Consider the following 25744-nt stretch of genomic DNA (forward strand, 5'->3'; position numbering starts at 1 on the left):
GCCGACGACACCGGCCTGTCACAACATCCTGCCAACACAACAATCTGGCCCTTTCCTGCGACAAACGGGATAGAGAAGAAGCCCGGTCGGCTGGCCGCTCCCGGCACTACATGAGGAAAAAGAAATATGTTCGGTCTGCTCGCTTTGCTGACGGCCTCGATATTCTTCGGCGCCGCCATCTACATCAACGTGGCTGAACAGCCGGCAAGGCTTCGGCTCGACAACCGCGCAGCGCTGACGCAATGGGTGCCGGCCTACCGTCGCGGTTTCCAGATGCAGGCCTCGCTCGCGATCATCTCGGGCCTGCTTGGTCTTGCCGCCTGGTGGCAGAGCGGCAATGGGCTCTGGGGCTTCGGGGCAGCAGTCATTCTCCTGAACTGGCCCTTTACGATCCTCTTGATCATGCCGATCAACCGGCGCCTGGAGGCAACGCGGCCAGAGGAAGTCAACGAGGAAACCCGCGGGCTTCTCGTTCACTGGGGCAGGCTGCACGCAGGCAGGAGCGCGTTCGGCGCTATCGCCATGCTGGTCTACCTCCTCGCCGTCTGGCTGGAGCTTCGGGGCTAGCGCATCCCGCTTTCAAGCGGAGCCACGGAAGGCCGGCAAGCTGCCCTATAGCCAGAGTGCTGGAACATCCTTGGGCCGGCAGCGCCACGCGAGCCGCCGTTACTTCGCTTCAAGCGCGGCGGCGGCCTCCATTTCCTCGTGGAGCTTGCGCTCCTCGTCCGCATGCGGCTTGGTGAGCCCGGCAATGACGAGATAGGCGACGGGCGTCAGGTAAAGCGTCACAACCACCGCAAGGCCGAGACCGCCGACCAGCACCCAGCCGAGCGCGATGCGCGCTTCCGCCCCCGCACCGCTTGCCATCACCAGCGGCACCGCGCCGACGATGGTGGCGATCATTGTCATCATCACCGGCCTGAGGCGGATGTTGGCAGCATTCTCGATCGCGGTTCGCACATCCTGGCCGCGGTCGCGCAGCTGGTTGGCGAATTCGACAATGAGAATGCCGTTCTTCGCCATGATACCGACGAGCATCACCAGGCCGATCTGGCTGTAGATGTTGAGCGTATTGCCGGTGAGGATCATCGCAAAGACCGCGCAGGCGAGCCCCAGCGGCACCGTCGCCATGATGATCAGGCCGCTGACGAAGCTTTCGAACTGTGCGGCCAGCACCAGGAAGATGATGACGAGGGCAAAGCCGAAGGTGACGATGAGACCGTTGGCGTTTTCGTTGAGGGTCGCAGCTTCAGCAAGCGGCATGATGCGCGAGCCCGGCGGCAACAGCGGTTCCGCCATTTGCTCGACCATGGTCAAGGCTTCGCCGAGCGCGAGGTCAGACTTGAGCCCCGCCGACAGCGACACGGCGCGAAGCTGCGATTCCCGCGACAGCTGCGGCGCCACGGCCGTTTCCTCGACGCTGGCAATCGTCGACATCGGCACGATCTTGCCGTCGCCGGCCTTCAGGAAGATGTTCTGCAGGTCGGTCGGATCATTGACCGGATTGGTCGAGGACAGAAGCTTGACCGGGTAAGATTCGCCGTCGACGAAGACATCGACGACGCTGTTGCCGTCGAGCATCGCCTGCAACGCCCAGGCCAGGCCACCGATATCGACGCCCATGTCGGAGGCACGCTCGCGGTCGATGGTGATCGAAAGCTGCGCCTGGTTGGCCTCGTAGTTCAGCCGCACGTTCTCGAAGCGACCGCTGTCTTCCATCTGGCGCACGAGCTTTGCCGCGGCATCGCCAAGCTTGGTGTAGTCGTTTCCGACCAGCGCTACCTGCAGGCCACTGCCGGCGCCGCGAATGCCAAGGCTGTTGGGCTGCATCGCAAACACCCGCACCGAGGGAATGCGCGCGGTCACCTTGTTGATCTCCGCGACGATCTGCTGCTGGCTGCGTTCGCGTTCGCCCCAGGGCGCCAGCGTCAGCACCATGAAGCCACTATTGGCCGAGCCGCCCTGGCCGGAGATCGAGAAGATGTTGTCGATCTCGCCGGATTTGACCAGCGGCTGCAACCCGTCCTCGATCCGGCGCATCTGCGCCTGCGCATATTCGAGCGACACCCCCTGCGGCGCGTTGATGCGCATCATCACCTGCGAGCGGTCCTCGCTCGGCGTCAGCTCCGATTTCAGCGTCATGAAGCCAATACCGCCCATGGCCGTGAAGAAGGCGGCAACGACGAAGACGATCAGTGGCGCATTGAGGCAGCCGCGCAGGGTGACGCGATAGAATTCGGACGCACGCGCGCCGAAACGGCGCATCGGCCCGGGTTTGGAATGGTTCTCCTGCGTCAGCATGCGCGATGCCAGCATCGGGCAGAGCGTCAGCGACACGAAGGACGACAAGAGGATCGAGAAGGCAAGCACGAAGCCGAACTCGCGGAAGAGACCGCCGGTCTGCCCCGGCAGGAACGACAGTGGAATGAACACGGCCGCAAGCGTCGCCGTCGTCGCCAGCACCGCGAAGAACACTTCGAGCGTGCCGTGCACGGCCGCGGCCCTTGGGCCGAGCCCCTCGGCCCGTCGCCGCACGATGTTTTCCAGAACCACGATCGCATCGTCGACCACAAGACCTGTCGCAAGCACGATGGCGAGCAGCGTCAGGATGTTGATCGAGAAGCCGGCCATGTAGATCGCCGCCACGGTGCCGATCAGCGCGATCGGCATGGTGATCGTCGGGATCAGCGTCGCCCGCCAGTCGAGCAGGAACATGTAGATGACGAGCGTAACGATGAAGATTGCCACGACCAGCGCGATTTCCACCTCGTGGATGGCGCCGTTGATGAACACCGCATCGTCGCTGGTGATCCTGAGCTGCGTGCCCTCGGGAAGGATTTCCGTCTGGATCGTCTCGACAACCTTGCGCACGCCTTCCGAAATATCGACGGTGTTGGACTGTGCCTGGCGGATGATGCCAAGGCCGATGCCCTGGCGACCGTTGGAGCGCAGCGCCGTCGAGCCGGTATCGGGCCCGAGCGTCACCGTGCCGATATCGCGCAGCCGCACATTGTTGACAAGGATCAGGTTTTCGAACTGCTCCGGCGTCTGCAGGTCGGCGGTCGCACGTACCGAGATGTCCTGGCTGGCGCTCGTCAGCTTGCCGGCCGGCACGTCATAGGAGGCGTTGGAAAGCGCCGTCCTGAGGTTTGCCACCGTCACCCCGCGCCCTGCGAGCTTGGCCTGGTCGAGGTCGATTCGGAAGATCTTTTCCTGGTCGCCGTAAACGGCGACGTCGGCGACACCCTCGACAGCGGCGAGCCGGTCGCTGATCTCGTTTTCGACCAGCAGCGTCATGTCTTCCATCGACATGGTGTCGGAGGTCAGCGCCAGTCGCATGATCGGCTGGCTGTCGGCATCCGCCTTGACGATGCTCGGCTCGTCGACATCCTCGGGCAGCTGGTTGCGCACGCGGCCGAGCGCATCGCGAATGTCGTTCGCCGCCTGGCCGATATCGGTGGTGTCGGAGAATTGCAGCGTCACCCGGCTGCGGCCGAAGGACGATGTCGAGGAAATGTCCTTGATGCCCTGAACGCGCGAGACGGCGCCCTCGACCACCGAGGTCACCTCGCGGTCCATCGTTTCGGGCGCAGCACCATCGAGTGTCGTCGTGACCGATATGACCGGCTGGTCGACCTGTGGCAGCTCGCGGATTTCGATGCCGTTCCAGGCCGCAAGGCCGGCAACGACGATCAGCGTATTGACCACCAGCGCGAAGATCGGCCGGCGAATGAAAAGGGCGGTGAAGCCGGTCTTGCCGGCCTCGCGGGCGGTTTGGTGTCCCGGTTCCTTGGCGCCGCTCACTTCACGTCCTCCGCGACCTTCTGCGCGGTATCGCGGCGCTCGCGCCCGGCGATGCGGACTTCGCCGCCATCGCGCAGCCGCTGCACGCCTTCGGTGACGACTTCGTCGCCTTCGCTCAAGGCCGCATCGACCAGCACCTTGTCCGGGTTGCGCTGGATGATCTTGACCGGAACACGCTCGCTCTTGTCGGCGCTCACGCGCCAGACATAGGAGCCGTCGGAGCTCCACTGGATGGCGAGCGGATCGACGGTCGGATAGGTGTCGCCATCGAAGGCCATCGTTACCGAGAAGGACATGCCCGCCCGCAATGTGTCGTCAGGGTTTTCCAGACGTGCCCGCACCCGCAACGTGCGGCTTGCCTGGTCCAGTCGGTTGTCGATGGCATGGATGACGCCGTCGAGCTGGCTGCCCGGCTGGGCGATGGCATGCGCCGTCACCGGCTGGCCGACGACGATCTTGTTGGCAAAACGCTCCGGTACCCAGAAGTCGACGAGGATTTCCGAACGGTCGTCGACGACGGCAATCGGCGTCGTCGTGGTGACGTAGTCGCCGACATTGACGGTGATGATGCCGACGACGCCCTTCGACGGCGCGACGATATCGCGGCGCTTCAAATCGAGCTCGGCTGTCTTGAGTGCCAGTTCGGCGGTCTGCATGGCGATTTCGGCGTCGCGCACTTCGACGGCCGTCACCGCGCGCGCGGTGCTGAGGTTGCGGTAGCGTTCCACCTTTTCCTTTGCGCTGTCGCGCGTCAGACGCGCCTGGTCGGCGGCAATCTTCTGGTCGTCGCTGTCGAGCTTGGCGATCACCTGGCCCTCAGCCACCCTGTCGCCGGAACGCACGAGAATTTCGGTGAGATTGCCGGTGGCCGTCGGTGTCACGGTGACGGAGTGGATCGCCTCGCCATTGCCGATAGCGTTCAGCCGGTCGTTGACGACGGCCGTTGCCGACGGACGCACCATGACGAGCACGGCATCGTTGCCGCCTTGCCTGCGCGCACCGCCACCCTGGCCGCCCTCGCCGCCAGCACCGCCGTCCTGCTTGGAGAGAGCATCGATCAACGGGTGCGAAACACCAATCGCCGCCAGCGTTTCGCCTGCCCCGGGCACGAACCGCACCCAGACGCCGGCACCCACCAAAAGCACAACGGCGCTGACCGCCAGCTGTTTCCAAACCCGCATTCATGTCTCCAAATATGCAAAACACGCTCCAGCGCGGCACGCACCGGCGGAACGTTCCGATTTGCCCCAAGTATCGTTGTTCGGGCCTTTGGGGGCAACGACGGAATGCCATCATTACGCAATTGTAATAAAAGCGAATTTGTTGGCGGTATGATGTCATCCGGACCATCATCGCACCAGCAGCGGCGATATCGTGTTATTCCCTAGAAAAACACTAGACAATCACCGTTTACAGTCACGGCGACTGAGGTATCCTGCAACCGCCGGCAGCCATTGCCATCAGGTTTCGACCGGTTCTTGAGAGGGGAGCAAAGTCATGTGCGATGCGTGTGTCATGGAATCCGTAAAGCAGAAAATGTTGTCCCGCCGCAGCTTCTTTAAAGCTGCAGCCGTCGGAACGGCGGGCATCGCAGCGGCAAGTGCGGGCATCGCGCCGCCGGCGCTGGCCCAGGGACATGCCAGCGTTACCGACCTCACCCACGAACTCTACGAGGAGTTCCCGACCTTCTTCGGCCAGCAGCAATTCTTCCGCGAGGAGAAATTCAACTACGCCAAGGACAAGTTCAACATGTTCGAGCTCCGGGTGAACGAGCACACCGGCACCCATGTCGACGCGCCGCTGCATTTCTCCGCCGACGGCCTGTCCGTGGCCGAACTGCCGGTCGAGAAGCTGGTCGTGCCGCTCGCAGTCATCGACATCCGCCAGAAGGCCTCTGCCGACGCCGATGCCCAAGTGACGCCCGACGACATCAAGGCCTGGGTCGCCGCCAATGGCGACATTCCTGAAAACGCCTGCGTCGCCATGCTCTCGGGCTGGGGCGCGCATCTGGGCACCGACAAGTTCCGCAACGCCGATGCCGACGGCAAGCTCCATTTCCCCGGCTTCCACGTCGAGGCGGCAAAGTATCTGCTGGAAGAGACCAAGGCCGCCGGCATTGCCGTCGACACGCTGTCGCTCGACCACGGCCCCTCGCCCGATTTCGCCACCCACTATGCCTGGCTGCCGGAAGGCCGTTGGGGGCTGGAGGCGGCCGCCAACCTCGACAAGGTGCCGGCCAAGGGCGCGACCCTGGTGCTCGGCGCGCCGAAGCATCGGGGCGGCACCGGCGGCCCTGCGCGCGTGTTTGCGCTCATCTGAACCCGTTTTCCTACCGATCCGGCGGCACGCGCCGCCGGACAATGACCCGGAGACATCATGAGCACCATTACCCCACCCGCCGATCCGGAATCCGACCCGCGCGTCAAGGCCGTGTTCGACGACATCCGCACGACCCGCAAAGCGGACTTCATCAACAACATGTGGCTGTGGCTCGCCTTCGATCCGGATCTGCTGGAGCAGACCTGGCGCGACGTCAAGGCAGTGATGGCAACGCCCTCGGCCCTCGATCCGCTGGTCAAGGAAATGCTCTACATCGCCGTTTCCGTCAGCAATGGCTGCGGCTACTGCGCCCATTCCCATACGGCGGCAGCGAAGGCCAAGGGCATGACCGATGCCGAACATGCCGATCTCCTCCGGGTGATCTCGCTTGCCGCCAGAACCAACCAGTTGGCGACCGCCTTGCAGGTGCCGGTGGACGCCGCCTTCGACAGGACGGCCTGACGACGGCTCGCAGTCGAACTTGATGGAGAATAAGCGGCTTCGAAATCGCCTGTCTTTCCACAGGCTTGGTGCGGCTGGCGCAGAAAACGGAATAAAAGAAGAACATCCTTTCTGGCCTTTCGCCTCCGAATCACTACATTGAGCCGCATGATGAGTGGTTTCGACGACATACCCTTCTTCGACGAAGAGCCGGCCCCGCGTAAGCCGCAGCCGCCGGCAACGGGCGGCATCGCCGCGCGCGCCATGGCAGCGCGCGACCGGCAGCAGCGCCCGGATTATCTCTCCGGCCTCAACCCGGAGCAGGCCGAAGCGGTGGAATCGCTCGACGGCCCGGTGCTTGTTCTCGCTGGCGCCGGCACGGGCAAGACCCGTGTGCTCACCACCCGCATCGCGCATATTCTCTCCACCGGCCGCGCCTTCCCCTCGCAGATCCTGTCGGTGACCTTCACCAACAAGGCTGCGCGCGAGATGAAGGAACGCATCGGCGTGCTCGTCGGCCATGCGGTCGAGGGCATGCCCTGGCTCGGCACCTTCCACTCGATCGGCGTCAAGCTTCTGCGCCGCCACGCCGAGCTCGTGGGCCTGCGCTCCGATTTCACCATTCTAGACACCGACGACGTCATCCGGTTGATCAAGCAGATCATCCAGGCCGAGGGTCTCGACGACAAGCGCTGGCCGGCCAAGCAGTTCGCCGGCATGATCGACGGCTGGAAGAACAAGGGGCTCGACCCCGCGCAGATCCCCGAGGGCGATGCTCGCGCCTTTGCCAACGGCAAGGGCCGCGAGCTTTACGCCGCTTACCAGAACCGCCTGCGCACCCTGAACGCCTGCGACTTCGGAGACCTGCTGCTGCACCCGATCCGCATGTTCCGCAGCAATCCGGATGTGCTGAAGGAGTATCACGACAAGTTCCGCTACATCCTCGTCGACGAGTATCAGGACACCAACACCGCACAGTACATGTGGCTGCGGCTCCTGGCGCAGCGCCCCAAGGGCGTGCCGCAGAACGTCTGCTGCGTCGGCGACGACGACCAGTCGATCTATGGCTGGCGCGGCGCGGAAGTGGACAATATCCTGCGCTTCGAGAAGGATTTCCCGGGCGCCAAGGTGATCAAACTCGAGCGCAACTACCGCTCGACCGAGCATATTCTCGGCGCTGCCGCCCATCTGATCGCCCATAACGAGGGGCGGCTCGGCAAGACGCTGTTCACCGAACGCACCGACCCGGATGACGAGAAGGTGCAGGTGCACGCGGCCTGGGATTCCGAAGAGGAAGCCCGCGCCGTCGGCGAGGAAATCGAGCAGCTGCAGCGCAAGAGCCACAAGCTCAACGACATGGCGATCCTGGTGCGCGCCTCGTTCCAGATGCGCGAGTTCGAAGATCGCTTCGTCACGCTCGGCCTCAACTACCGCGTCATCGGCGGCCCGCGCTTTTATGAGCGGCTCGAGATCCGCGACGCCATGGCCTATTTCCGGCTCGTCTGCCAGCCGGCCGACGATCTCGCCTTCGAACGCATCGTCAACACGCCGAAGCGCGGCCTTGGCGACACCACCGTCCGCACGCTGCATGACTATGCCCGCGCCCGCGACATCCCGATGCTGGCGGCTGCGACCGATATCATCGGGACGGACGAGCTGAAGCCGAAGGCCCGAAAAGGCCTGTTCGACGTCGTTGCCGATTTCCGCCGCTGGCAGGGCCTGCTCGAAACCACCCCTCATACCGAACTTGCCGAGCAGATCCTCGACGAGAGCGGCTATACTGCGATGTGGCAGAACGACAAATCGGCCGAAGCGCCGGGGCGGCTCGAAAACCTGAAGGAACTCATCCGCTCGATGGAAGCCTTCGAGAGCCTGCGTGGCTTCCTCGAACACGTCTCGCTGGTGATGGACGCCGAGCAGAACGAAAACCTCGATGCCGTCTCGATCATGACGCTGCATTCGGCCAAGGGGCTGGAATTCGACACCGTATTCCTGCCCGGCTGGGAGGAAGGCCTGTTTCCGCACCAGCGCGCGCTGGACGAAGGCGGCCGCTCCGGCCTCGAGGAAGAACGGCGCCTTGCCTATGTCGGCATCACCCGGGCAAAGCACCGCTGCCACATCTGGTTCGTCTCCAACCGCCGCATCCATGGCCTGTGGCAATCCACCCTGCCCTCACGCTTCCTCGACGAACTGCCGATCACCCATGTCGACGTCGCCGAGAGCGAGCAATCCTATGGCGGGTACGGCCGCGGCGGCTACGGCCAGTCGCGCTTCGACAAGGCCGACCCGTTCCAGAACAACTACTCGACCCCCGGTTGGAAGCGCGCCCAGCAGAACCGTTCGGATGCGACGCGCGACAACTGGGGCTCACGCTCCGGCCACGCTGTCGAGCGCATCGGCTACGGCGAAAGCGGCCCGCGCAGCCGCACCATCGACGGCGAACTGGTGGCAAAATCGACCAGCACCGAACCCTCGCGCTTCACCGTCGGCGACCGCGTCTTCCACATGAAGTTCGGCAACGGCAACATTTCGGCAATCGAAGGCAACAAGCTGACGATCGACTTCGACAAGGCCGGGCAGAAGCGCGTGCTGGATGGGTTTGTGGAGAAGGTGTAAGCTCAACCCTAAATTGACCTCCCCTGATTTTTCTGCTGATCTGGTCGAGGGGATCAGTGGGGGAAGACGGAATGAGGGTCGTTTTTTTCGTGGTTCTCGCCGCGGTGTTCGCAGCGATAGGTTTGATTGATTTTTCACCCGCTAGTGCTGCGCCGAAGTCGACGGTCTCGGGGTGTTCCCGTGACCGCGTCACGCTCGTCGACGACCACTATGGGCCGGACGCGACCTGGAATTTCAACGCTGACCGGGTCGCGGCCAAATATGGGCTCTATGCGGCGGCCAGCGCCGACACCTATGCGGACAACGAGGATCAGTATGTCTTCCTCCACCGAGACACAGTCCGGCGCACCGAGTGGCAGCGGCTGAACCTTGGTTTCGGCGACGTAATCCCGCACAGGTTTCAAGACACGTTGACGGGGCTCTCGCTTGATACCTATTTCAAGGAGGGGAGCGACTGTGTCACCGTGCTTGTCGCGATACGTGGAACGGACTTCACCTCCATCGCCGACTGGAACACGAATCTTTCCTGGTTTTCGCCGCTCTTCCCCAACCAATATCGGCTGATCGACAAGAAGTTTGCCCAAGTCATGGAACGAGCGAAAATCTTGTTCGAGGGAAGGACGGTCCGCTACGTGGCCACCGGGCATTCGTTGGGCGGCGGTTTGGCCATCCACCTTGCAAGATGCTTCGACAACACGGATGCGGTGACCTTCGATCCATCCTTCGTGCAAAATACCCTTCTTTGCCGCAATCGCCCGTCCACGGTTATCGAGATATATGAGAAGAACGAAGTCCTCGCCAATCTGAGAAAGTTCGCGTTCCAGCCGCAATCCAGAAATGTGAATGACGAGCGCCGAGCGACTTACGGGCTCAATCCAATCGAGAAAGGCCACTGGAAGTGGATCGACCAGCACAGCATGACCGGCATGGCGGCGGGGCTGCTAAGGCTCGCCATTGAGTGCGACGTTGAACGCTCGAAGTCCTGCGATATCCCTCGCAGTTATTTCACCGAACAGAACAGCAGCCAGTATATCCTCTATTGCGACAACTTCGCCCCCGCGGCTTACAAGGTCACTCGGGCTTTGGTCGGAGAAAGAGACCCTGTTTGCAGCCGATGGATCGCGGGCCACTGACGGATGATGAAACCTTCCCAGTATGACCATGTACACCCGACCTTCGCCATCGACACTTCCAGCGCGACCGAAGTTGACAGGTCCTGGCCCAAGACCATCGTTCTGCTATTCCTGTCTGCCTGCATCGCCGCCTATGGTCTTAGCTTCGCGTTAGACGCGCTCGGCAAGAGCGAGAGTTTTTTCGCGAAACTCCTGAGCATTCTTGGCGGCGTGACCTGCTGTGCCGCCATGTTGATCGTGCTTTGGCGAACTTTGACGTTGCGGGGCCATTTGGTTACACTTTCTCCCGCAGGCATCAGAGATTTACGCATCGCGCCGGATTTCATTCCGTGGTCGACCATCGCCCGCGTGGAAGTCATTTCCGCCATGCACACTAGGTGGCTGGAGTTGAAAATTTACGCCGGCGCACTCCCGCCGAACCTGGACAGAGCGATGGCCCCAACCGGTTTACTTTCGACACCGAGGGCACTTCACCTCTACACAAATGATCTCGCAATCAACTTGGACAGGTTGCACGCCCTAGTGTCGAGCTACCATCGAGACCACGGCTCCACGTCTTGAATGGCCTCAATCCAACTTCCGATGGACGAAGAACCTCGATTTCCCCCCTCCTTGTCGTAGAGCGCCGTCACCGTCTCATCGGTCTCGTGCGTCTGCCGATAGCCCGCCGCGAGCCAGCCGCGTGGGCGGCTTCGTAGACGCCTTCGATCAGCGCCGCGCCCACGCCCTTGCAGGACGCAGCCTCAGTGTTGAAGTGTCACGGCGATCGAAGGCAACAAGCTGACGATCGACTTCGACAAGGACGGCCGGAAACCCGTGCTCGACGCGTTCGTCGAGAAGGCACGAGTAGATCACCGATTGCGCTTTCCGGGCCTAAAGGTGCTCGACGCTGAGCCGTCCGCCCCAGCGGTCGTTGAGGTATTCGCAGACGAGCGTGCGGTGGCAGCGGTGCGGCTTGTCCTCGGCGCAGAGCAGGCAGGCGCCCTGTAGTGCCTCAGGCTTTACCTGCTGCTCGATCTTGCGCTCGGCCATCAAATCCAGAAAGTCCCGCGAGAAGGTCTTCCAGTCACCCTTGTCGGTCTTGTAGGCCCTCATGATCGCCTCGGTCGGCGCGAATAGCGGCTGGTGCGCATAGTCGATGCCGCCGATCCGCTTCAGGAAGAAGGCAAGATCAGCGGCCTTGGCAAAGCCAGCAAGCTGCGAGGTGTTGTGCAGCCTGACATCGACAATCGTCCTGACGCCGGCCTTCTGCAGGCGATCGAAGAAATCCTCCGCCGACGATTTCGTGAAGCCGATCGTCGAAACCTGCACGTTGTCCATCGCGCTCCCCCTGTCCGCGACCCCAGCCCGGCTGAAGCCTAGACCATCTTGCGGTAGACGAGAAAGCCGGACTTCTCCGCCACCTTGTCATAGAGCTTCATCGCCGTCTCGTTGGTCTCGTGCGTCTGCCAGTAAACCCGCGTCGATCCGGCCTGGCGAGCAGCCTCGTAGACGCCTTCGATCAGCGCTGCGCCGACACCCTTGCCGCGCGCAGCCTCGCTGGTGAACAGATCCTGGAGATAGCAGTTCGGGCCGATCGCCGTCGTGTTGCGGTGAAAGAGATAATGGGTGAGCCCAACGAGCCGCCCATGAATTTCAGCCACCAGCGCATGCACCGGCTCATAGCCGTCAAAGAAGCGCGACCAGGTCATCGCGGTAATCGCCGGGTCCAGCGCCGTTGCGCCGGAGCGGCCATAGAAGGCGTTATAGCCATCCCAGAGCGGCAGCCATTGCTCGTAATCATCGCGGGCAATCGGGCGGATGCGAAGTGCGTCGGTCATGTCGGTTCCTGTTTTTGGTTGAGCACGGGCCTTTGCCCGACAGCATCTGCGAATTGTGCGCGCAGCGCATCTTTGAGACTGACTTTTCCCCTGCAATTTGAAAACATTAGGCGCGACTGATGTTGTCGCGAACTGCCTGTCTCAACGATCAGGTGGCGACATGCCTTGGGCAAGCACGATAGGTGGATTGGCGGAACCGAGCCTGAGTGAACCGTGCGCGGCAGACCGACCGGAACCGGTCCGCTAACAGCGCATCTTCATGCCGGACACCGGTCTTTGCGGGCAGAGGCCGTCAGGCGACACGCCGGCCCGTTGACGACCCCCTTGCCATCTGCCCGATGATCTCGTCGACGCCGGTCAGGATCGCGTCGCCCATGAAGGCGATGTTGTCCATCGACCGTTCGCCAGCCTCGTGATGCCCGGCGCCGCAGGCGTCGCGGATGACGATGGGCACGAGCCCGAGATCGGCGCCATGACGCACCGTCGGGTCGATGCCGATTTCCGTAGCAATGCCGCAGATGGCAAACGACGTCAGCCCGAGATCGCGCAGGATGATGGCAAGCGGCGTGCCCTCGAAGGCGGAAAACGTGATCTTGTCGAGGATCGCCTCATCCTCGCGTGGCGCCAGTTCCGGCACCAGCTCGAAGCCCGGCGCGCCGCGCAGGAACCAGGGCCTGACCGCATCCGGATCGTCCGTGCGCTGCCAGGCCATCGCCTGGCGCATCTGGAACGCGCCCATCAGCGGCTTCGGCATCGACAGGTGCCTGAGGAAGATGACGGGATAGCCGCCGGCGCGCGCCGCCTCCAGCACCTTCAGCACCTCGGCCAGGATCGCCGGACCATTCTTGACCTGGTTGGTGATCCCCACCTGCATGTCATAGACGACAAGCGCCATCCGCTCCGGCCGGCAAAAATCGGCAAGCGTTTTCCCAATGTCCCGTGAAACTACCATCATTCCCCTCTTTCGGCCCACCTCCTCAGGCGGCCGTCCCCCACGCTTCAATCAAGCACTGGGAATGTGGCGCGGCGGTTGCAAGGTTTCAATACGGTCCGGATCTGAGGACGGCGGCGGCACCACCGTCTCAAGCGCCCTCACCTTCGCCGTGCCTCGCCTTGCGGAGCAAGGCCATGACTTCCGCATCCGAGGTCTGCTCGAAGTCGCGATAGTGCAGACCGACGGCGCGGAAGAAGGCTGGCGTCGAAAGACAGACGATGGCCTCGACCGACGGGCGCAGGCTTGCGATTGCGCTCGCCGGCGCGACCGGAACCGCCAGCAGCAGGCTGCGCACATCGGCGCGGCGCAGCGCCTGGATCGCCGCGCGGATCGTGCCGCCGGTCGCGATGCCGTCATCGACGAGCACCACGTTGCGCCCCTTTGGCGACAGTGGCTCGCGGTCGCCGAGATAGAGCACCCGCCGCCGTGCGATTTCGGCACGTTGTCGTTCGGCTTCGGCGGCGATGTAGCCGCGTGCCGGCCGGACGAGGCGCACCGCCTCGCGGTTCAGAACCAGCTCCGCCTCCTCGCCGTCGACCAGGGCGCCAAGCCCGAACTCCTGGTGTCCGGGCGCGCCGATCTTGCGCACGATCAGCACTTCAAGCGGTGCGTCGAGGTGCAGGGCGATCTCGAAGGCAACCGGCACGCCGCCACGCGGCAACGCCATCACCAGGGGAGCCGACGGGACGGAGGCTGCCACCGCCAGCGCCAGCCGACGGCCGGCATCGGCCCTGTCTTCGAAGAACACCGGTCCCGTGAACATATCGCCTCTCCCGGCCGGCAAAAGGCCGCTTGAACCGTCCCGTGCAAGGTCGTAACCGGCAAAACAACGCACCGTCCGTCAGTTGTCACGCGGCGTCGGTGGACAACCGTTCCAATCACGGCAATCGCTAAAATTGCAGCGATTTTCGCCGGATTTCATTAAGGCGCCAAAGCTACCAATTGACCCTGCATATCTGACTTTGCCGCAAGCCGCCTTCCTCGATTTTAGCACGACAGGCCGTTTCGAAATGAGCTTTCTTCCTGCCTTATCGATCATCTCCCTTTTGGTGATGCTGCCGGTTCTGCTGTCGCTGCGGAAAGGCGCGACGCCAGGGGCTGCGGAGTTCGCTTCAGGCTGTGTAACCACGGCTGTGGCCATGGCGTTGGTGATGGTATCCGGGCTTCCGTCGCTCCAGCCGCTGGCGCTCGTCGGCTATGCGTTCCTTGCCGTCTCCTGTCTTTTCGTGCTCGCCGGCTTCCGGGCGTTCTTCGCGCTGCCCAGCTGGTGGCCGGCAATCCTGTCGCTCGGTACGACCTTGGCTGCCACCCTTTCGGTTCTGGCCGCATCAGGCTCGCACAGTTTCGCGACTCGGGCGCTGATCGCGCTCGGCATAGCGGCTGCCGTGTTCGTGATCGCCTCCATTTCCGTCCTGAGATTGCGCACCGCCAGCGACCCGACGGCACGCCGAGCGATAGTCATCGGCAGTGCGGTTGCCGGTGTAACGCTTCTGCATATCGCTGCACATTTGCCGGCTGCCACCGTCGACCAGACAGGTCCGGTCGCCGAGGTCGCCTGGAATTTCGCGCTGGCGTCCATGTGGCTGCTCTATATGCCAATCCTTTATCTCGGCGTCGTCCTCATGGCGCATGATCGCGTCATCGCCGATCTCAAGTCCACGATCGCCCGCGACGAGCTGACGGGAGCGCTGTCGCGACGCGCCTTCACCGATCTCGGCGAGCGCCTGCTCGCATCGTGCCTCGCCCGAACGCGCCCGGCCGCATTCCTGTTGCTGGACCTCGACTACTTCAAGCAGATCAACGACCGTTACGGCCATGCTGCCGGCGATGCGGCACTTGGTCACTTCGCCGGTATCGTCACCGCTTGCCTTGCCGGGCGCGGCACTTTCGGGCGCATCGGCGGCGAGGAGTTCGGCATCGTGCTGTCCGATCATACCGAAGGGGAAGCGTTTCTCCTGGCCGAGGAGATCGGGCGCACGGTCCGCGACACGCCGGTCGGCCGCTTTGGCCAACCGATCCGATTGACGGTCAGCATCGGCATTGCCAGTGCGAGCACCGGCGATACCATGACCGACGTGATGGTCCGGGCCGACATGGCGCTCTACGCTTCCAAGGCAGACGGTCGCGACCGCTGCACCATCGCAGGCCGGCTGCAGCCGGATGCGAGCGCCCGCGTGCTGGCCGCTGCCGCAGCCCAGCTTCGTGCTGCCGAAGACTATTCTCTCACGCCGCAGTTGCTGCGCGATACCGGCTGAACCAGCCTGTCCTGTCAAAGCCTGAACCGCCGGGCCGCCATGCAGTTTCATCTTGCATTGACCGCGGCAGAACCTATGTGAACGGTGCAATCCACCGGAGGAAATCCATGTCCCGTTCGTTCCGCATCTCGATGCTTGCCGGCCTTGCCGCCCTCGTGACGACCCTCGCCCACGCCGAAACCGTCGGCGAAGTCGGGGTCGACTGGCTCGGCAACGACATCATCGTCGACGCGGTCAGCGACCCCAAGGTCAAGGGCGTCACCTGCCACGTCACCTATTTCGATCGCGGCGTCATCGATCGGCTGAAGAACGGCAACTGGTTTGAGGACCCTTCCAACAACTCGATCGCCTGCCGCCAGACGGGCCCGATCGAGATCGGCGACATCGAGTTGTCAAAGGAAGGCGAGGAAGTCTTCCGCTCCGGCCTGTCGCTGATCTGGAAAGACCTGCTCGTCACCCGGATCTACGACCGCAAGAACGACACGCTGATCTACCTCGCCCATTCGCGCGAACTGACCGACGGCTCGGCCAAGATGTCGATCACGACGATCCCGCTCTACGGACAGACCGTCAACTGGCAGGAAGGCAAGCCTGCGCCCTGATCGCGCGTCCCGCTGCCAACCCTTCAGACGATATTGGTTGAAAAACAGCCCCCCGAACCACGTTCCGGGGGGCTTTGTCACTGGCCAGTCCCCACAACTGGCCGAAAGTCTTCAATGTTCAGTACGAGTTAGGAGGGACGATACCCTGGTAGTATTCGCCGTCGCCACCTTGATAGCTTTCAAAACTGGGCTGCTGGTAGATGACACGCGGCGGAGCGGTTCTGTAAATGCTGCCGGTCGACATGCGATCAACGGATCCGTTGTCATACATCATCCTCGGCTGCGCCGTTGTCGTGCGCGGCTTCATGGCATGGGCGTCGATACCCTGGTAGTAGCTGTCGGCAAATGCCGGAGCTGCAATACCGGCGACCGCCGTCGTTAGAACCAATACAGCAAGTGAGTTTCTCAGAGACGTTTTCATGACATAACTCCTATGTCGTTGTCCTTGCACCACCCGGCCTCCGTTCGGGTACGAGCAAGAACGTACCATACACCCACTTGTTCCTCTGATGTAGTTGACGTTTCGCTCACATAATCTCGTGCAACCGTGATGGACATTACGCGACTGTAACTTGACCGGTTTGCACGCCAAACGCGTCCGGCGCGGGGTCGGGTCAGCAAGCATCTGAAAGAGTGGAATTTTTCGCAGCCGAAACGGCGCGCGCAAGCGCAGTGCCGCGAGCGATGTCGCCGGAATGATCGGCTATTTCGAGGGAAACCGCTCGCCGTCGCCGAAGGTTCCGCGGAAAAAATAAACGAAAACGGCCCGGAACAATGCTCCGGGCCGTGGCGCAGAAAGACGCGACTGACTGCGATCAGGCCGCCTGGGCCAGCTCGTCGGCAATCACGGTGTCGAGATTGAGGAAGCAGACCATGGTCTTTTCGAGCGCCACGATGCCGCGGCAGAAGGCGCGCTGCGCTTCCGGAATGATTTCCGGTGCCGGCTGCAGGTCTTCGCTCTTGATGGTCATCATGTCGGACACCTGCTCGACCAAGAGGCCGACCAGCTTGCCGGCGATATCGGTGACGATGATCGCCGAACGTTCCGACGGTTCGGTCATCTTCATGCCGAGACGGCAGGCCATGTCGATGACCGGGATCACCGCGCCGCGCAGGTTGATGAGACCGAGCACGTAGGGCGGCGTGTGCGGCATCGGCGTCACCGGCGCCCAGCCGCGGATTTCGCGGATCGCCATGATGTCGATGCAGAACTCCTGGTCGCCCAGATGGAACGAAACGATTTCGAGGTAGGCGCCGGACTGCTTGATTGCGTTGGACATGATCAGAATTCTTCCCAATTCTCACCGGAGGCCGAAGTCGATGGCACGGAGCCCGGTTGGTTGCCGAATGCGCCCGCAAGCTTGCCCATGAGGGCCTTGGCGGGGGATGGAGCTGGACGCGCGGTCGATTTTGCCGAGGCAAGGTTGCGCAGAGGCACGGCCCTGTCGGTGCCCCTGGGCACCAGCCTTGCAGATACCGGCGTCGATGCCGGCGACGCTGTCGTCTTCGTCTGGACAGGAGGAGGTGTTGCCGGCTTCACGCCGGAGGTCGCCTGCGAAGGCGCGCTGGAGCGCATCGAAGCGTGAGCGGCGCGGCCTTCGTGGAACTGGCCGACGAGCTGCGTCAGCTTTTCCGCGTCCTGCGCCAGCGTGTGGCTGGAGGCGTTCGTCTGCTCGACCATCGCGGCGTTCTGCTGGGTCATCTGGTCGAGCTGGCCGACGGCCGTGCTGATTTCGTTGAGCCCGGTCGACTGCTCGCGCGCCGCCATGACGATGGAGCTCATGTGTTCGTTGATGCGGGCGACATCGACGCCGATGCGGCCGAGCGCTTCACCCGTCGCCTGCACCAGCCGGACACCGGTGCCGACCTCGTTGCCGGAGCGGCTGACGAGTGTCTTGATATCCTTCGCGGCACCGGCGGCGCGCTGCGCCAGTTCGCGCACTTCCTGTGCCACCACGGCAAAGCCCTTGCCGGCTTCCCCTGCCCGCGCCGCCTCGACGCCGGCGTTCAGCGCCAGCAGATTGGTCTGGAAGGCGATCTCGTCGATGACATTGATGATCTTGCCGATCTCTTTCGACGCATCCTCGATGCGGGCCATGGCGTCGATCGCCTCGCCGACGATCCGGCCGGATTCCTGCGCATTGGTGCGGGTGTCGTCGACCATGCGGCTCGCCTCTTCGGCGCGCTGTGTCGCCGTGCGCACGGTCACCGTGATCTCGTCGAGGGCTGCGGAGGTCTGCTCCAGCGAGGCTGCCTGTTTTTCGGTGCGGCGCGCCAGGTCGTCGGCGGCGCTGCGCATCTGGCGACCGTTCGATTCGATCGAAAGCGCGTTTTCCTTGACGTTGAAGAGCACGTCGCGCAGGCGCTCGACCGTCTGGTTGAAGTTGCGGCGCAGCGTGTCGAGATTGCCGTCGAAGGGCCGGTCGATCGTCACGGCCAGATCGCCATCCGCAAGCTGCGTCAGCGCCAGGCCGAGGCTGTCGACCGCCGCCTGGATGCGGCGCACCGCTTCGTCGCGCTCGCCCTGCTGCTGCTCGCGCTCCTTCTCGATCTCGCGGCGGCTGGCCGCCGCATTCTGCTCGAGCGATTGTTTTTCGATGGCCGACACGCGGAAAAGATCGACCGAGCGGGCCATGACGCCGATCTCGTCACCGCGATCGAGCGCTTCGACCTTGGAGCCGAGCTCGCCCTTCTGGATGCGCTGCATGCTGTCGCGAAGCCCGAGGATACCGCGGCGAAGCGTTGAGCCGTGGAACCAGAGCAGGCCAAGCAAGGTCGCCATGGCGAGCAGGCCGGCGGCTGTCTGGAGCAGAAGCGCATCGGCCGAAACGGCGCGCGCTTCGTCGACCCGCGTCTGAACCAGCTGGGTTGCAGCCTCAGAGAGCTGTGCCAGTGCAGCGCCCAGCCGTTCGCCGGCGCCATCGATCGCGTCGTCGATCTTGCCGAATTCTTCCGTCGAGGCCTTGCCTTCGACCAGCGCCTTCAGGTCGACACCGATCGCCTGTCGAAGTTCTGCCAGATCCGCGTCGAAGGTGGAGAGCGCGTCGGCACGGCCAAGCAAAGTCGCCAGCGTCTTGATATCGGCCTTGCTCGCCTCCAACAGACCGAGCGTGGTCGCAATGCCGGCGGCACGTTCCGGATGCACGACGCCTTCGTCGCGGTCGACGATCGTATCCATGGCGTTGAGGACGAGGTTGGTGGTGGCGAGCCGCATCTCATCGACAGTGGTCAGGCCACGTTGCGCGGTGATCGCGCCGTTCAGCGCCTCGTTCGAGCGCATGTCTTCGTACCAGCCGACGCCAAGCACCGAGCCGAAGCCGACGAAGGCGGCACCGGCAAGCGTTGCGAGCCGCTGGCTGACGGAGAGGTTCTTCTTGAAAGGAGCAGACGTTGCGGTCATAGAGCAGTCCATGGTCACGGACCTGCCCAAAGCCAGGCGAAGTCCTCCGTTAAAATCGATGCGGAAAGCCGGGCTCGATCAAACCGGATGACGTCATGTCATGTAGAGGTGAAGCACTTCACCCGCGTTGTCGAAACACTGGCAAACAGACCTTAAGCATTCGCTAAGACGGGCACGCAAGTCTGGGGACAAGCGCGGTTCACCACCCCTTCCCCGCGCAGTTTCAGATGCTATGATGGGGCCATGAACACGAAACCGCAGAGATCGATCCGGCTCCCGCTGCTTGCAGCTGTCGCGATGACGCTCGCCGTCGTGTCGGTTCTTGCATTCCGCGGCTGGATGGCGAACGGCGCCGACATGTTCCTGGCGCTTGCCCAATCCGGCCTTGCCTGGTGCCTGTGACCTGATGAAGCCGACCGCCTGAGCATTTCCAGGAAAAGTCCGAAGCGGTTTTCGTCTGGAAATGCGTCAACTTGCCTGCGGCAATTCTCCCATTTGCGCGGCCGCGATGGAGACGGTATCAAAAGCCGATCAACCTGATATGGCCGGCTCAGGCCCCAACAAATCGGTAGCACGCATGAAAACCATTCGCATCGCCCTTTGGGCCGCTGTCGTCGTCATGGCCGGCGTTCTCGGCTGGCTGACCTACGAGATGACCCAGTCGAAGCAGCAGGCCGCCTCCGGCCCCTTCGGCGTGCCCTTCACACTGGTGGCGCAGGACGGCAAGGAGATCACCGAAAAGGCCTTCACCGGCAAACCGACAGCGCTGTTCTTCGGCTTCACCCATTGCCCGGAGGTTTGCCCGACCACGTTGTTCGAGCTGAACGGCTGGCTGGAAAAGGTCGATCCGGAAGGCAACAAGCTGCAGGCCTATTTCATCACCGTCGACCCCGAGCGCGACACGCCTGACATTCTCGGCCAGTACGTGTCCAACGTCTCCAAGCGCATCACCGGCATTTCCGGCCCGGCCGAAAAGGTCCTGGACATGGTCAAGGGCTACCGCGTCTACGCCAAGAAGGTGCCGCTCGACGAGAAGCAGCCTAACGGAGACTACACCATGGACCATACGGCGTCCGTGTTCCTGCTTGACGCCGACGGCAAATTCTCCGGCACCATCGCCTATGAGGAGAACCCCGAGACGGCGATCAAGAAGCTCGAGAACCTCGCCAAGGGCTGAGGACGGCTCCAGCCTCAATTGAATGATTTTGCAAGCGCCGGCATCGCCCGGCGCTTTGCGTTTGCCCGGCATTCATGCTAGCGGCGGGGGCTTGCAGCGCCGCGCGCCAGAACGGGCGCGCGAAGATTATGCAGTGTCAGCCGAAGGACAGAGCCTTGAGCGAGATCAGACTTTTCGTCACCACCACCGAGAAGCAGGCGGAAGCCGTGCTCGACCGCTTGAGCGAGGTTTTCGGCGAAGAGGATTTTGCCATCGGCACGACGGAAGTCGACGAAAAGCGTGATGTGTGGGAAGCCTCGATCTACATGATGAGGGTTGATGAGGAAGGCGTGAACGAGCGCCTGACCGAGGCGCTGGCCGATGGCTTTGCCCATCTCGCGATCACGCGCGAAGTGCTGCCGGATATCGACTGGATCGCCAAGTCGCTCGAGGGGTTGGCACCGGTGCGTGCCGGCCGCTTCGTCGTGCACGGCTCCCATGATCGCGACAAGGTCCGCACAGGCGAAATCGCCATCGAGATCGAGGCAGGCCAGGCCTTCGGCACCGGCCACCACGGCACCACCGCGGGCTGCCTCGAGGTGCTGGCGACGGTCGCGCGCACCCGCACGGTGCGCAATGTGCTCGACCTTGGCACCGGCAGCGGCGTGCTCGCGATCGCCGCCTGGAAGCTCCTGCACGTGCCGGTGCTTGCCACCGACATCGACCCGATCGCAACCCGCGTCGCCGAGGAAAACGCGCGGCGCAACGGTGTCGTCACGGGCATGACCTTTGCGACCGCCCCCGGCTTTCACTCGACCGCCTTCAGCGGCAACGGCCCGTTCGACCTGATCATCGCCAACATCCTCGCCCGCCCGCTGATGAAGATGGCGCCGCAGCTGACCGCCAACCTCGCGCCCGGCGGCTCGGTGATCCTCTCGGGTATTCTCGCTGAACAGCGCTGGAAAGTGCTTGCCCACTACAACGGCCAGCACCTGCGCCACGTGCGCACCATCTGGCGCAACGGCTGGGTCACGATCCACCTGGAGAAGTAATTTCGGCTTTTGCTGGCGACGTCGAGGCTACCCCTCATCCGCCTGCCGGCACCTTCTCCCCGCAAGCGGGGCGAAGGGACCTGCCGCAACGCCCCACCCAAAGATCAAGCTCGAATTCGCAACGGCCGCCATGGGGCACGTCCCCTCGCCCCGCCTGCGGGGAGAGGGCTAGGGTGAGGGGCGGCCGCAGACCACAATGAGAGCCGGCGTCGCACGGACGTTCGAACGAACAAGCGGCACCAACGCAGCCGTCGCGCCTGACACACTTCGCGGACACATAACCAAAACTCGGGAAAAACGAAAAGGCCGCCACGTCCATCATGACGGGCGGCCCTTCGAAACAAAGGCGATGCCAGGGGCATCGCCTGCTGGTCGGCTTGAGACCGACCATGCCCGCGAGCCTGAGGAGGAGGAGCGCTCGAGCGGGCGTCTACTGTTCCGAAATTGACCACCCTTGAGGGAGGAGGAGAACAGAATGATCAACTATTCTCGGAACTGCAGGCTTTTGAACCACCGGATGTTCGTCCGTGTTCGTTGAGGCGGCTTATAAACTATTATTCCGATAGAGAAAGCGGCTTCTTGGCATAGGAGCCATGCACAAAGCGCATATGTATGGTAAATGAGCAATTGCCCTTCAAATCTGTGCACGCCATGCGGCACACTTGCCCGGCAGGAAGTCGCCTCTTTCCTCATAAGGGTCGTTTCCGCTAAGATCGCGCATCTTTCCCGCGGTTCTCCGCCCAATTTACCGGAAATCCCTCATGTTTCAGTCCTTTGAAGTCACCTCCACGCCGCAGTTCGGCAAGGAGCGCATAGAAGCGTTGCGCGCGTCCTTCGCGAGCCTCGGCATCGACGGCTTTCTCGTGCCGCGTGCCGACGAGTTCCAGGGCGAGTATGTGCCGGCCTCGTCCGAGCGGCTTTCCTGGCTGACCGGCTTTACCGGTTCGGCCGGTATCGCATTGATCACGCAGAGTCAGGCCGTCGTGTTCGTCGATGGACGTTACGTCACCCAATTGAAAGAGCAGGTCGACGGGCAGGTCTTTACCGGCGGCGACCTCATCGGCGAACCGCCGCATCTCTGGCTGGAAAACAACGGCACCAAGGGCTTCAGGCTCGGCATCGACCCGTGGCTGCACACCGGTGCTGAAGTGCGCCGCTTGGAAAAGGCCCTTGCCACGCTCGGCGGCTCGCTGGTCTTCCTCGATCACAACCCGCTCGACCGCATCTGGACAGGACGCCCGGCCGCGCCCCTTGGCCGCGTCTCCATCCAGCCGATCGAACAGGCCGGTGAACTGGCCAAGGACAAGATCGCGATCATCGCGGCCGGCCTCGGCAAGGCCGGCGCCACCGCCGTCGTCTTGACCGACCCCTCGTCCGTCGCCTGGACCTTCAACATCCGCGGCACCGATGTACCGCACACGCCGCATCCCCTCGCCCGCGCCATCATCCATGCCGACGGCCGCGCCGAGATCTTCCTCGATAAGCGCAAGACCGGCATCGAGCAGGAAGCTTATCTCACCCAGATCGCCGAGATCGCCGCACCCTCGACCTTCGACGACCGCCTGAAGGCGCTCGGTGCTGCAGGCGCCGCCGTGATGCTCGACCCGGACCTCGCTTCGTTTGCCATTTCCGAGTTGATCCGCGGCAACGGCGGCAAGGTAGTCGAAGCCGTCGATCCCGCCCGCCTGCCCCGCGCCCAGAAGAACAAGGCCGAGATCGAGGGTTCCACCCGCGCGCATCTGCAGGACGGCGCTGCCATGGTCGAGTTCCTCGCCTGGCTCGACAGGGCCGAACCCGGCACGGTCACCGAAATCGGCGCCGCCAACCAGCTGGAAGCCGCCCGCGCCACTGTCGGCGAGCGCATGCAGAACCCGCTGAAAGACATTTCCTTCGACACCATCTCCGGCGCCGGTTCGCATGCGGCGATCATGCACTATCGCGTGACGACCGACACCGACCGCGCCATCGAGGCCGGAACCATGTTCCTGATCGATTCCGGCGCGCAATACATCAACGGCACCACCGACATCACCCGCACGGTCGCGATCGGCGCGGTGCCGGAAGAGCAGAAGCGCTTCTTCACCCTGGTGCTCAAGGGCATGATCGCCATCAGCACGGCGCGTTTCCCCAAGGGCACGCGCGGCGTCGACCTCGACCCCTTGGCCCGCATCGCGCTCTGGAAGGCGGGTGCTGATTACGCCCACGGCACCGGCCACGGCGTCGGCTCCTATCTCTCGGTGCATGAGGGCCCACAGCGCATCGCCCGGCTTTCCACCCAGGAGCTGCTGGCCGGCATGATCCTTTCGAACGAGCCGGGCTACTACCGCCCCGGCGCCTTCGGTATCCGCATCGAAAACCTGATCGTGGTCCAGCCGGCCGAAGAGATCGCGGGCGGCGACTTGCCCATGCTCGGCTTCGATACGATCACCTATTGCCCGATCGACCGCCGCCTGGTGCTGCCGGCGCTTTTGACCGACGAGGAACTCGCCTGGTTCAACGCCTACCATGCCGAGACGCGCGAAAAGCTGATGCCATTGTTGGTCAGCGACGAGACCCGCAACTGGTTGAAGGCAGCAACCGAGGCGCTGAGCCGCTAAGCCGGAATACGATCAGAGACAAAACGAAAACGCCGCGGTTCATCAGAACCGCGGCGTTTTCGTTTTGGATGCGCGACTGCTCGCCTACAGCACCAGGTGGCGCAGCAGCATCACCACCACCCAGCCGATGACCAGCATGCGCAGGGTGGACAGGTTGAGCCCGAGCGCAATGGCGAAGGCGACGAACATCGAGACCGCCACGTCGAAGCCGCCATAGACGAAGGCGGGCGCGACCAGCGTCGTCAAGACTGCGGCCGGCACGGCATTCAGCGCCGCCTCCAGCCGCGGCGGGATCTGCTTCATCTGGGTGATGAGCACATAGCCGCCGATGCGGGTGACGAAGGTGGCAACGGCCGCCGCGATGATGAGATAGATAAGGTTGAGGTGCTGCGGATCCATGGCTCAGGCCTCCTTCTCGATGGCGACGGGCGGTGCAGCCACAGACTCGACCGGCGGCAGGCAGGCAGCGAGCAGCACACCCGCCAGCGCCCCGATGCTGACATGCCAGGGCGAGCCGACGAAATGCATGCCGGCAACGGATGCGACGGCCGAAACGGCAACGATCGGCAGGAAGCGGTCGCGCTTGCGAAAGCCCATGACGAGGCCAAGGAAATAGATCGGCAAGAGCACGTCGAGGCCAATCGCCTTGGGGTCGCCGATCATCTGGCCGAAGATCGCGCCCAGCAGCGTGTTGAAGATCCAGGGGAAATAGATCACCAGGCCGAAGCCGAGATACCAGGGGAAGGTCACCGGCAGGCCGCGTTCGCCGCGCTTCTCGGTCTCGGCATATTGCGGATCGACCAGCAGGAAGAAGGCGAAGAATTTCTGGATCGGCGTGAAATGTCGGATGTATTTGGCGATCGAGGCGGAATAGAGCACGTGGCGGAAGTTGACCGCGAACACCGAAAGCACCACCAGCCAGGGCTGGACATGGTTGCCGAACAGCTCGATGCCGACCATCTGGCTCGCGCCGGCATAAACCGTCGCGCTCATGAACACGGTATCGGCGATGGTAAAGCCGTTGTCGACCGCAAGCGCGCCGAACAGCGCGCCGAACGGCGAAGCCGCCAGCATGATCGGAAAGCCGCCGCGCACGCCCTCCCAGAATTCGTCTTTTCTCATGGGTTCCTCCCGCGGCGCCTTGTCTCGGCGCCCGCGGCATGCTGCCTTCGATCGAGATCGATCCAGGCCACATGCAGCATTTCAAACTTGGTGCAACGGCCGTCGCGCACCTTGGTGCTCACGGCCATCGTCCTGTGCCGGACAGATAGGCGCTTCGCCCCTGCCCAACAATTCAATTGCGCTTATACAATGATTGAATTTTATGATGCCTGGCGGCTGCAGGCTTGAACGAAATGCGCATGAGGCCGGCAAACGCTGGCGTTTCGTTGCCGCCGACATCCCATGTCCCGAAAACCGTCAGGTCAACATGAGGTCAGCCTGAGGCCCATCCGGGATCACCCCGGTGGATGGGGCGCAGGCCGCATCGACCTACCCCCTTGTCACAAGCGCCGTGCTTTCATTCGGCACGGGCAAAGTCGCGTGAAGGCGGAAC

General features: G+C 63.1%; 23 protein-coding genes. 12 read left to right on the plus strand and 11 right to left on the minus strand.

Translation table 11 applies throughout. The features are described from left to right. The first annotated feature begins 126 nt into the window (after positions 1-126). Positions 127-567, plus strand: a complete 441-nt coding sequence (locus AC07UR_RS12310; RefSeq protein ID WP_173420568.1) for an anthrone oxygenase family protein — start codon at positions 127-129, stop codon at positions 565-567. Between the two features lie 99 nt (positions 568-666). On the opposite strand, the gene AC07UR_RS12315 is transcribed toward AC07UR_RS12310, so the two are convergent. Further along, positions 667-3804, minus strand: coding sequence for an efflux RND transporter permease subunit (locus AC07UR_RS12315; protein WP_209790736.1), 3138 nt, complete (start codon positions 3802-3804; stop codon positions 667-669). Beyond that, a complete protein-coding gene (locus tag AC07UR_RS12320; protein ID WP_173420570.1) occupies positions 3801-4985 on the minus strand; it encodes an efflux RND transporter periplasmic adaptor subunit in 1185 nt (394 codons plus the stop codon). The genes AC07UR_RS12315 and AC07UR_RS12320 overlap by 4 nt, the downstream gene beginning before the upstream one ends. Positions 4986-5301: 316 nt before the next feature. Here AC07UR_RS12320 and AC07UR_RS12325 point away from each other — a divergent pair, with 316 nt between their 5' ends. The 5 genes from AC07UR_RS12325 to AC07UR_RS12345 all read left to right on the plus strand — a co-directional run bounded on the left by AC07UR_RS12325 (position 5302) and on the right by AC07UR_RS12345 (position 10874). Next, positions 5302-6123 (plus strand): cyclase family protein, encoded by an 822-nt coding sequence (locus tag AC07UR_RS12325; protein ID WP_209790735.1) that lies wholly within the window; start codon positions 5302-5304, stop codon positions 6121-6123. Positions 6124-6180: 57 nt separating this feature from the next. After that, the gene (locus tag AC07UR_RS12330) at positions 6181-6585 is read left to right on the plus strand and encodes a carboxymuconolactone decarboxylase family protein (RefSeq protein ID WP_209790734.1); all 405 of its coding nucleotides are present in this window, start codon (positions 6181-6183) and stop codon (positions 6583-6585) included. A 147-nt stretch (positions 6586-6732) separates the two neighbouring features. Next, positions 6733-9180, plus strand: a complete 2448-nt coding sequence (locus AC07UR_RS12335) for an ATP-dependent helicase (RefSeq protein ID WP_209790883.1) — start codon at positions 6733-6735, stop codon at positions 9178-9180. Positions 9181-9251: 71 nt separating this feature from the next. Continuing rightward, on the plus strand, positions 9252-10313 hold the full coding sequence (locus AC07UR_RS12340; protein WP_209790733.1) for a Tle-like phospholipase domain-containing protein: 1062 nt from the start codon (positions 9252-9254) through the stop codon (positions 10311-10313). 3 nt (positions 10314-10316) lie between these two features. After that, entirely contained in the window at positions 10317-10874 is a 558-nt protein-coding gene (locus tag AC07UR_RS12345) for a hypothetical protein (RefSeq protein ID WP_209790732.1), read from the plus strand. Positions 10875-11186: 312 nt separating this feature from the next. On the opposite strand, the gene AC07UR_RS12350 is transcribed toward AC07UR_RS12345, so the two are convergent. The 4 genes from AC07UR_RS12350 to AC07UR_RS12365 all read right to left on the minus strand — a co-directional run bounded on the left by AC07UR_RS12350 (position 11187) and on the right by AC07UR_RS12365 (position 13890). Next, positions 11187-11633, minus strand: a complete 447-nt coding sequence (locus AC07UR_RS12350) for a DUF488 domain-containing protein (protein WP_234941863.1) — start codon at positions 11631-11633, stop codon at positions 11187-11189. A 38-nt stretch (positions 11634-11671) separates the two neighbouring features. Then, entirely contained in the window at positions 11672-12133 is a 462-nt protein-coding gene (locus AC07UR_RS12355; protein WP_209790731.1) for a GNAT family N-acetyltransferase, read from the minus strand. 292 nt (positions 12134-12425) lie between these two features. Next, on the minus strand, positions 12426-13085 hold the full coding sequence (locus tag AC07UR_RS12360) for a cysteine hydrolase family protein (protein WP_209790730.1): 660 nt from the start codon (positions 13083-13085) through the stop codon (positions 12426-12428). A gap of 130 nt (positions 13086-13215) precedes the next feature. Further along, the gene (locus AC07UR_RS12365) at positions 13216-13890 is read right to left on the minus strand and encodes a phosphoribosyltransferase (RefSeq protein WP_209790729.1); all 675 of its coding nucleotides are present in this window, start codon (positions 13888-13890) and stop codon (positions 13216-13218) included. A 247-nt stretch (positions 13891-14137) separates the two neighbouring features. Between AC07UR_RS12365 and AC07UR_RS12370 the strand changes: the two genes are divergently transcribed. Then, entirely contained in the window at positions 14138-15382 is a 1245-nt protein-coding gene (locus AC07UR_RS12370) for a GGDEF domain-containing protein (protein ID WP_209790728.1), read from the plus strand. 107 nt (positions 15383-15489) lie between these two features. Next, a complete protein-coding gene (locus AC07UR_RS12375) occupies positions 15490-15984 on the plus strand; it encodes a CreA family protein (RefSeq protein WP_209790727.1) in 495 nt (164 codons plus the stop codon). A 118-nt stretch (positions 15985-16102) separates the two neighbouring features. On the opposite strand, the gene AC07UR_RS12380 is transcribed toward AC07UR_RS12375, so the two are convergent. The 3 genes from AC07UR_RS12380 to AC07UR_RS12390 all read right to left on the minus strand — a co-directional run bounded on the left by AC07UR_RS12380 (position 16103) and on the right by AC07UR_RS12390 (position 19384). Next, positions 16103-16405, minus strand: a complete 303-nt coding sequence (locus tag AC07UR_RS12380; protein ID WP_173420579.1) for a hypothetical protein — start codon at positions 16403-16405, stop codon at positions 16103-16105. Positions 16406-16799: 394 nt separating this feature from the next. Further along, positions 16800-17264: a chemotaxis protein CheW gene (locus AC07UR_RS12385; protein ID WP_018326507.1), complete on the minus strand. Its 465-nt coding sequence runs from the start codon at positions 17262-17264 to the stop codon at positions 16800-16802. A 2-nt stretch (positions 17265-17266) separates the two neighbouring features. Further along, entirely contained in the window at positions 17267-19384 is a 2118-nt protein-coding gene (locus tag AC07UR_RS12390) for a methyl-accepting chemotaxis protein (protein ID WP_234941862.1), read from the minus strand. A 243-nt stretch (positions 19385-19627) separates the two neighbouring features. Here AC07UR_RS12390 and AC07UR_RS12395 point away from each other — a divergent pair, with 243 nt between their 5' ends. From AC07UR_RS12395 to AC07UR_RS12410, 4 genes are all read left to right on the plus strand, one after another. Beyond that, positions 19628-19786: a hypothetical protein gene (locus AC07UR_RS12395; protein ID WP_173420581.1), complete on the plus strand. Its 159-nt coding sequence runs from the start codon at positions 19628-19630 to the stop codon at positions 19784-19786. Between the two features lie 175 nt (positions 19787-19961). After that, positions 19962-20561 (plus strand): SCO family protein, encoded by a 600-nt coding sequence (locus AC07UR_RS12400; RefSeq protein WP_173420582.1) that lies wholly within the window; start codon positions 19962-19964, stop codon positions 20559-20561. A gap of 155 nt (positions 20562-20716) precedes the next feature. Then, positions 20717-21592 (plus strand): 50S ribosomal protein L11 methyltransferase, encoded by an 876-nt coding sequence (locus tag AC07UR_RS12405; protein WP_173420583.1) that lies wholly within the window; start codon positions 20717-20719, stop codon positions 21590-21592. A 761-nt stretch (positions 21593-22353) separates the two neighbouring features. Further along, positions 22354-24189: an aminopeptidase P family protein gene (locus tag AC07UR_RS12410; RefSeq protein WP_209790725.1), complete on the plus strand. Its 1836-nt coding sequence runs from the start codon at positions 22354-22356 to the stop codon at positions 24187-24189. 84 nt (positions 24190-24273) lie between these two features. Here AC07UR_RS12410 and AC07UR_RS12415 read toward each other — a convergent pair whose 3' ends face one another. Both AC07UR_RS12415 and AC07UR_RS12420 read right to left on the minus strand, forming a co-directional pair. Continuing rightward, a complete protein-coding gene (locus AC07UR_RS12415) occupies positions 24274-24588 on the minus strand; it encodes an AzlD family protein (RefSeq protein WP_077500059.1) in 315 nt (104 codons plus the stop codon). Between the two features lie 3 nt (positions 24589-24591). Next, positions 24592-25311: an AzlC family ABC transporter permease gene (locus AC07UR_RS12420; protein WP_209790724.1), complete on the minus strand. Its 720-nt coding sequence runs from the start codon at positions 25309-25311 to the stop codon at positions 24592-24594. Positions 25312-25744: the final 433 nt, after the last annotated feature.

It is taken from the genome of Ensifer sp. GW821-FHT05G01 (assembly GCF_059419585.1).